The organism is Arthrobacter sp. UNCCL28, from assembly GCF_900102805.1.
GTDB classification, from domain to species: domain Bacteria; phylum Actinomycetota; class Actinomycetes; order Actinomycetales; family Micrococcaceae; genus Arthrobacter; species Arthrobacter nicotinovorans_A.
This window is the reverse complement of sequence record NZ_FMWE01000002.1, coordinates 884,349-891,228: the sequence shown is the minus strand read 5'-3', so window position 1 is coordinate 891,228 and position 6,880 is coordinate 884,349. Positions and strand designations below refer to the sequence as shown.

General features: G+C 58.3%; 7 protein-coding genes. All 7 read left to right on the top strand.

The features are described from left to right. On the top strand, window positions 1-717 hold a 717-nt coding region (locus BLQ01_RS08625; protein WP_091551112.1), incomplete at its 5' end, for an L-serine ammonia-lyase. 38 nt (window positions 718-755) lie between these two features. Continuing rightward, a complete protein-coding gene (locus tag BLQ01_RS08620; protein WP_091551111.1) occupies window positions 756-1,577 on the top strand; it encodes a DNA/RNA non-specific endonuclease in 822 nt (273 codons plus the stop codon). A 511-nt stretch (window positions 1,578-2,088) separates the two neighbouring features. Next, window positions 2,089-2,382 carry a hypothetical protein gene (locus BLQ01_RS08615; protein ID WP_091551109.1) on the top strand — a complete coding sequence of 98 codons (294 nt, stop codon included), beginning with the start codon at window positions 2,089-2,091 and terminating at the stop codon, window positions 2,380-2,382. 434 nt (window positions 2,383-2,816) lie between these two features. Beyond that, window positions 2,817-3,470, top strand: coding sequence for a hypothetical protein (locus BLQ01_RS08610; protein WP_091551108.1), 654 nt, complete (start codon window positions 2,817-2,819; stop codon window positions 3,468-3,470). Window positions 3,471-3,518: 48 nt separating this feature from the next. Beyond that, complete coding sequence (locus BLQ01_RS08605) at window positions 3,519-4,025, top strand: hypothetical protein (RefSeq protein ID WP_091551106.1); 507 nt, start codon at window positions 3,519-3,521, stop codon at window positions 4,023-4,025. Window positions 4,026-4,333: 308 nt separating this feature from the next. Beyond that, window positions 4,334-5,422, top strand: coding sequence for a lipid II:glycine glycyltransferase FemX (locus BLQ01_RS08600; protein WP_081733450.1), 1,089 nt, complete (start codon window positions 4,334-4,336; stop codon window positions 5,420-5,422). A 129-nt stretch (window positions 5,423-5,551) separates the two neighbouring features. Further along, window positions 5,552-6,868 (top strand): peptidoglycan bridge formation glycyltransferase FemA/FemB family protein, encoded by a 1,317-nt coding sequence (locus BLQ01_RS08595; RefSeq protein ID WP_091551104.1) that lies wholly within the window; start codon window positions 5,552-5,554, stop codon window positions 6,866-6,868. Window positions 6,869-6,880 lie beyond the last annotated feature (12 nt).

The following is a 6,880-nucleotide window of genomic DNA, read 5'->3' as shown; positions in this document are numbered from 1 at the left end:
TTGAAGCGTGAGGGTGTGCTTCCTGGTGGGTTGCGGGTCCGGCGTCGTGCTCCTGATTGGTTGGAGCGGCTGCTGAAGGAGGACAAGGACCGGAATGATCCGAAGTATTGGCAGGAGTGGGTGAACCTGATCGCGTTGGCGGTCAATGAGGAGAACGCTTCGGGCGGCCGGGTGGTGACGGCGCCGACCAATGGTGCTGCGGGGATCATTCCGGCGGTGTTGTATTACGCGTTGAATTACGCCCCGGGGATGGACAAGGCCTCCCAAAAGGACCGGGACGATGTGGTGGTGAAGTTCCTCCTCACTGCTGGTGCTGTGGGGGTTTTGTATAAGGAGCAGGCGTCCATTTCCGGTGCTGAGGTGGGGTGTCAGGGTGAGGTGGGGTCGGCGTCGTCGATGGCTGCTGCTGGTTTGGCTGAGGTGATGGGTGGTACGCCGGGTCAGGTGGAGAACGCGGCGGAGATCGCGATGGAACATAATTTGGGGTTGACGTGTGATCCGATTGGCGGGTTGGTGCAGATTCCGTGTATCGAGCGGAACGCGATTGCTGCGGCGAAGGCGATCAACGCGGCGAAGATGGCGTTGTGGGGTGATGGTACGCACCGGGTCTCGTTGGATGAGGTGATCGTGACCATGCGGGAAACGGGCAAGGACATGTCCGATAAGTACAAGGAAACCGCGATGGGCGGCCTCGCTGTCAACGTCGTCGAATGCTGAGTCTGTTTACTGTCAGTGCCTAGTGCCATGCTGTATCCATGAGCGGGGGATACGACAGGGATTTTTTGCGGGCACGGCTTGAGCTGCCCAGTCCGTCGGCAACGACGATTCTGTTGGACTACATCCACTTCTCCGTGCGTTTCCGGGTGTCCCGGAAGCTCGCGGCGATCGTGGGAGTCAACATCAGCGGTGCCGAGCTGAACCCACTGGCCCGTGAGGGAACGTGGCACTTCGACGACAGGATTCCGCGGGAACAGCAGGCGGGCCCGGACGTTTACAAGAACAACGCCTTCGACCGCGGCCACCTGGTCCGGCGGCTGGATCCCGTCTGGGGAGATGCTGCTACCGCAAAGAAAGCCAACCAGGACACCTTCGTTTTCACCAACGCTGCCCCACAGGTGGACGACTTCAACCAAGGCAAAGAACTCTGGGTGGGGCTCGAGGACCACGTGCTGAGTCATGCGGATGCCCACGACGCCAAGATCAGCGTCTTCACGGGACCCGTGCTCCTGGACGATGACCAGCCTTACCGGGGCGTCCAAATCCCGCGCAAATTCTGGAAGATCGCCGCGTGGACCAATGATGCCAAGCTGGCCGCCGTCGGGTTCGTCCTTGACCAGTCGCCGCTCCTGGGCAAGGTCGAGCTGAAACGGGCCATCGATCAGCGCCTCCTCGAAGGAGAGCCACCTCCGCTGGGACCGTTCCGGACCTTCCAGGTTCCCATTGGGCAGATCGCAGACCTAACCGGGCTGAGCCTCAGCAGGCTTGCCAACGCTGACCGGCTTGTCAGCGGCCAGCGTGAACTGGGCAGGCAACCGAAGGCGATCGAGTTGGAGCGCCCGGACCAGATCAAGCTGTAGCCAAACTCATCTGACGAGGAAAGCTGCGCTTTGGTTCTGATCAGATCCGGATAAGCGCTCATTGCCAAACCCGAGGTGTCTATTCAAGGAGTCTGAACTGGAACTGTTGCGCAACCTGAGCATCGTCGGTGTTCTAAATTTCGAAACCAGGACCTTGGGTCCAGTGGAACCCGAAGGCTACAAAAGTTATCGCTGATATGAGCACCAAGCTCACCAACGAGGGGGAGTAGCGCCCGCCGCGGCGCCAAGCTATATGGATGAGCAGCAGATACAGGAGATCGTCGACAGAGTTATCAAAGCGCTGGAGGGACTGAAACCAGTAGCTCCTGCCACTCAGGACTGGCAGGTCTAGGGCGCGTTCGGCTCATATGCGACTCTCGCTGCCGCCATTGTTGCATTCGTCATAGGGTGGTGGACTATTAAGCAGAAGCGCGAGGCTGATGCCAGAGCCGAATGGTGGCGTCGGACGCAGTGGGCATTGGAAGCGGCAGCTGATCCAGAAAATGAAGCGATGAATGCATACGGTAAGGGCATGCTGGACCTATTGGCCCGAAGCGAGCTGGCCAGCACGAGGGACAAAGAGCTCCTCGATGCAGTATGGGAAGTCACTGACACTGAGATGCGAGACGACAGTATTGAGCAACTCGTTGAGGAGGCTGCCCATCTTGAAGGTCTGGACGAGGAAGAAAAAGCTGTTGTTCAGAGTTTCTACAACGTAGACCAATCTGCTGGGGCGGGAGACAATAAGGACAAGCACCGGTCCAGGAACGAGCGGGAGGAGGCAGATGGCTCAGTCGATAGATAAGAATCGGGCACGAAAAGAACAGGTGTTCAAGAAGTTGCGTCGCGAGATTCTCGCAGCACGTTTGAAAGTCACCCTTGACGAGCAACTAAACCGGAAGACATCGCCTACCGTGAAGCGGCTTTCCGAAATGAAGCTGCCCCCGATCGCCCGGTCTGTCAATGTCCTTAACAGGAACACGCCCAAGGTTGATATTGCTCGATCCAGCGGAAGAGTCCAGTATGTCGATGCAACGAGGAATCCGCACTCGCAGAGAAGCATAGCCAGCTGAAGTTGATGAAAGAAACAACCCCATCCGGATGAACCGGATGGGGTTTTCTTAGTACATTGCTTTCAGTGCTCATCGCTTTAGTTGTGCGAACCCTCGGTGAGGAGGTCCTGAGCAAATTTTATCCCGACTAACAGAAGCTTTCGCCGAAAATCAGACTAGGAGCCAAATGAGCACGTCGGTTGGCCAGCCGGACAGTTACGCCCGGTATGAAGCCTCCCGGGATGCCGTTGCCCAAAACCTGACATTGAATGCCGTGTTTCCTGAATGGCCGTTCCGTGCACCTTGTGGGTTCGCCACGATTTACGAGTACGACACCGTGTTGGATGATCAGTTCGGAGCGGTTTTGGCTGCGCTTGTCGACAAATATGGCGATGACCACGTGACGTTGCTGGTCCTCTCCCCGGACGTAGCCGCCTACCGCGACGCCTACAACATTTTTCCTGCCTTTGAGCTCAGCGGCTCTTCAATCCGCAACGACTACGGACGTGCCCTGTGGTGGGAACCAGACGGTGAGTCGACTGGTTCTCTCGGCACCTCAATAGACGTCCTCGCTGTGACTGGTTCATCAGAGGCTTGGTCAGTTTGGGCACAAAGAGACTGGGAAATCGGAATCCTCCTGGCACAAGATGACCGCGGAGATTGGCAAGAATCCGGGCCCCCTTGGTTCGGTCGTGACCTGGACCTCGAGGACATCAGATCACCCCAAGGGTGGGGCCTCCCGCTCACTGCCGAAGACCTGTCCACATTCTGGCGATACGTGCGTGATAAGGGAAGCGGCTCCGGGCAGACCGGCCCGCTTCCTTCCGCGGGCTTGAGCTAGACCCAACTGTTCGTAGGGGATTCATTGACGAAGGCGAGGAAAAGGATCATGGACGGAGACGAAAAGATGCCCCTGTTGCTACAGGAGCATTGGCATCCAACAGCCATGGCGTGTATAGCCCTACTGGCTCTGGTGGGATGTTCCTCCCCTCGAATGCCTGAGGTTGAACGGGCTGAAGTTGTCGGTACTTGGACCTACTCGGCTTCCGCAAGCACCGTGAATGGGGACGTTCCTCAAGCCGAGATCCAGCTCAACGATGACAACACCGCGACCGTCTCCGACTTTCCCATAAGTCAACTCAGCGACGAGACCCTTGCGGCATCCCCGTTCACATCTGTTGGTGTTTGGGAATTTCAATCACTAGCACCTGAGCCGATCAAATTCGAAAACCAGCCCGGCATAGAGCTGGTTCTAAAACAGACGGATTCTCGTAATGGGTTCGATGTGGCTCGACGCCTGGCTATTGAGAAGAAGGACGGAGAGGTGAAACTCGCCATCTACATTGGGTACCCGGATTTGCCGAATAAGAGCTACGTCCTTACGAAGAAGGAGTGACGGCGCCAGCAGTCGACGTCGGGGATTCAATGTGATGCTGTTCTTCGAGATCGAGTGACGTTTAGAGCGATTCGATCGAGGAGAGACGATCAACGCTGAGAGCGGAAGGGCCTTGCCCCGACGTTGCACCTCTTCCTCACTCGCCCTCCCGGACCCGGCTTTGCCGGGGCGGAAGCTTCGGGATCAAGAGAGGACCTCTTGAACGCCAGTCCCAGCCCGGAATCGCCGATTTCGCTTGGCCCGATAGACTTGGGGCTGCATGTCCGCATGCGTACCGAGCTTTTGAACACTGCACCAAACCCCTGAGATTGGACACGGCCACCTTGCGAGAATTTACCGCCCGCTTTGCCACCGCCGAGGAAATCGACAACTGGGACAAGCACGTCACGGCCAACCCGAACGGCGGCAACATGCTGCAGTCCGACGCCTACGCCGCAGTCAAGGACGGTAACGGCTGGTTGGTCCGCCGGCTCGTCATCGAAACCCAGGAATACAGCAGCTACAACTTGCTCCTCGAGAAGAAGTTCCCTGTCCTGGGCCGGCTCTGGTACCTGATCAAGGGCCCGGACGTTGCTGCTGTGGAAGACATCCAGCCCCTGCTGAAGGCCGTGGCTACTTTGGCCAAGGAACAGAAGATGAACGTCTTCACCATCAAGATAGAGCCCGACGTCGTGGAGTCACCTGAGGTGACTGCGCAACTGAAGGCCGCCGGGTTGGTCAAAGCGCCCAACATCCAATCCAACGACTCCACTGCCATTCTGGATATCTCGGCCCCGGCCAACGAAGTGCTCAGGAGCATCTCCTCGCGTGCACGCAACGCGGTCCGCAGGGCCGAGCGTGAAGGGTGCGAGGTTGTGCAGGGAGAGCCCGGCGAGGACAGTTACCGCAAGCTGTACGCCCTCATGCGGAACACCATGGACGCTAAAGGGGCCATGCCCCTGCGGAGCTACGAGTACTACGCAAAGTTCTGGGAAGAGTTCTGCAGCCGCGGGCAGGGCCACTTCTTCTTCGTCCATGAGGACGGCGCACCCAGCGTTGGTGCTTTCGTCATCAACTACGGATCAAAGGCCACGTACAAGGACGGTGGATCCACCCAGAACCGTAAGCAATACGGCGATTCACACCTGGCGCAGTGGGCCGCGATCCAGCGCATGCAGGAACTCGGTTGCGTGGAGTACGACTTCTGCGGAACTCCGCCGGCCGCGCACATCAAGGACAAGTCCCATCCGCTTTATGGCTTGGGATCGTTCAAGACAAGCTTTACCAAGACCGTCACGGATTTTGTGGGTTGCTACGACCTCGTCCTGGGCCCTGTCCGCCACAAGCTGTGGGTCAAGGGTGCGGAGCGCATCTTCCGTCGGCTCGAGACCACGCGCACCGGCGGACAGTTCTACTAGCAGCCGGCCTCGGCGACGCCACTCCACAAAGTCCCCAAGCTAAATTCAGGCCCGCCCCGGCCACCAACGGGTGCAAATCTACTGTTAGGTGAGGTAATTTCTTTGACTCCGATTGAGGCTGGAACCGACATGGAATTCGTGATTCTCAGTGACGCTGATTTCGAGACATTCGCCAAGGGACACCCGCAGGGCAGCTTCATTCAGTCCTTGGACCTCACGCGATTCCAGCGTGCCCGCGGCCAGGAAGTGGAACTCTTCGGAGTAACGCAGAACGGCGGCCTGATCGCTGCAGGAAAGCTGGTCTACACGGCCAACCGCCTGGGCTACAAGACCGCTGACTGCGCCAAGGGACCCCTGATGGACTACAGCGATCCCACCCTGGTGAGGTTCGTCGTCGAGCAGTTGAAGAAGCACGCGGCCGGCAAGAAGGCCGCCGAACTGCGGATCTCGCCCAACATCCGGTACATCGCCCGGGACGAAGAAGGCGCCGAGCACCCCGAAGTTGAGGACAACCGTCCGCTGCTGAAGGAATTCGAAGGGTTGGGCTTCAAGCACCAGGGCTTCGAGATGAACTTCGCCAACATCAACTGGATGTTCATCAAGCAGCTGGATGGGATCGCTGATTCCGAAGAGCTCATCATGGGCATGAACTACCGCACCCGCAAAGCCATCCGGAAAGCCGAGAAGAACGGCGTCTACCTCGAACAGGCAACGCTGGAGACGCTGGATGAGTTCTACAACGCACTGAGCACTGCCGGGGACGAGAAAGGCTTCACGTACCGCGAACGCGAGTACTACGAGCAACTGCTCCGCAACACCTCGGACGAGTTCACCAAGCTCATGATGGCCAAGATCAACATCCCGGAATACCGGGCCTCGATCACCGAACGGCTCGATGCCGAATCCAAGACCCTCGCAGACCTGAAGCGGGAAGTCGAGGAGACCGGCAGCAAGAAGAAGGCCAACAGGGTCAAGGTTGTCCAGGACCTCGTTGACAGTTACGAGCGCAGCCTCAAGGACATCGAACGCTTCCCGGATTCAGTCGGCGTAGCCACTGTGGCCGCCATCCACTTTGCCTGCTCCGGCGAGGAACTGGTGTGCGTCATTGGCGGCACCGTGCAGGATTACATCTACTTCAACGGCGCTACTTCCCTCTACTGGGGCATGATGCTGCACGCCTTGAACAACGGATACTCGCGGTATAACTTCTACGGCACGTTCGGCATACAAGGCCAGGATGAAACCGGCCACGGAGGGTACGAGTTCAAGAAGGGCTTCGGCGGCGAAGTGGTCCAACTGGTGGGGGACTTCGTGGCCCCGGTCAATCCGGTCATCTTCCACGGATACCGCGCGGTCAGGAAGCTCGCAGGGACCGCCCAGACAGTGCTGGGACGATTGCCACTTGAGAAATTGCCGGTAGTAGGAAAACTTCGGAGGAACCGCTAATCACACAAGCCA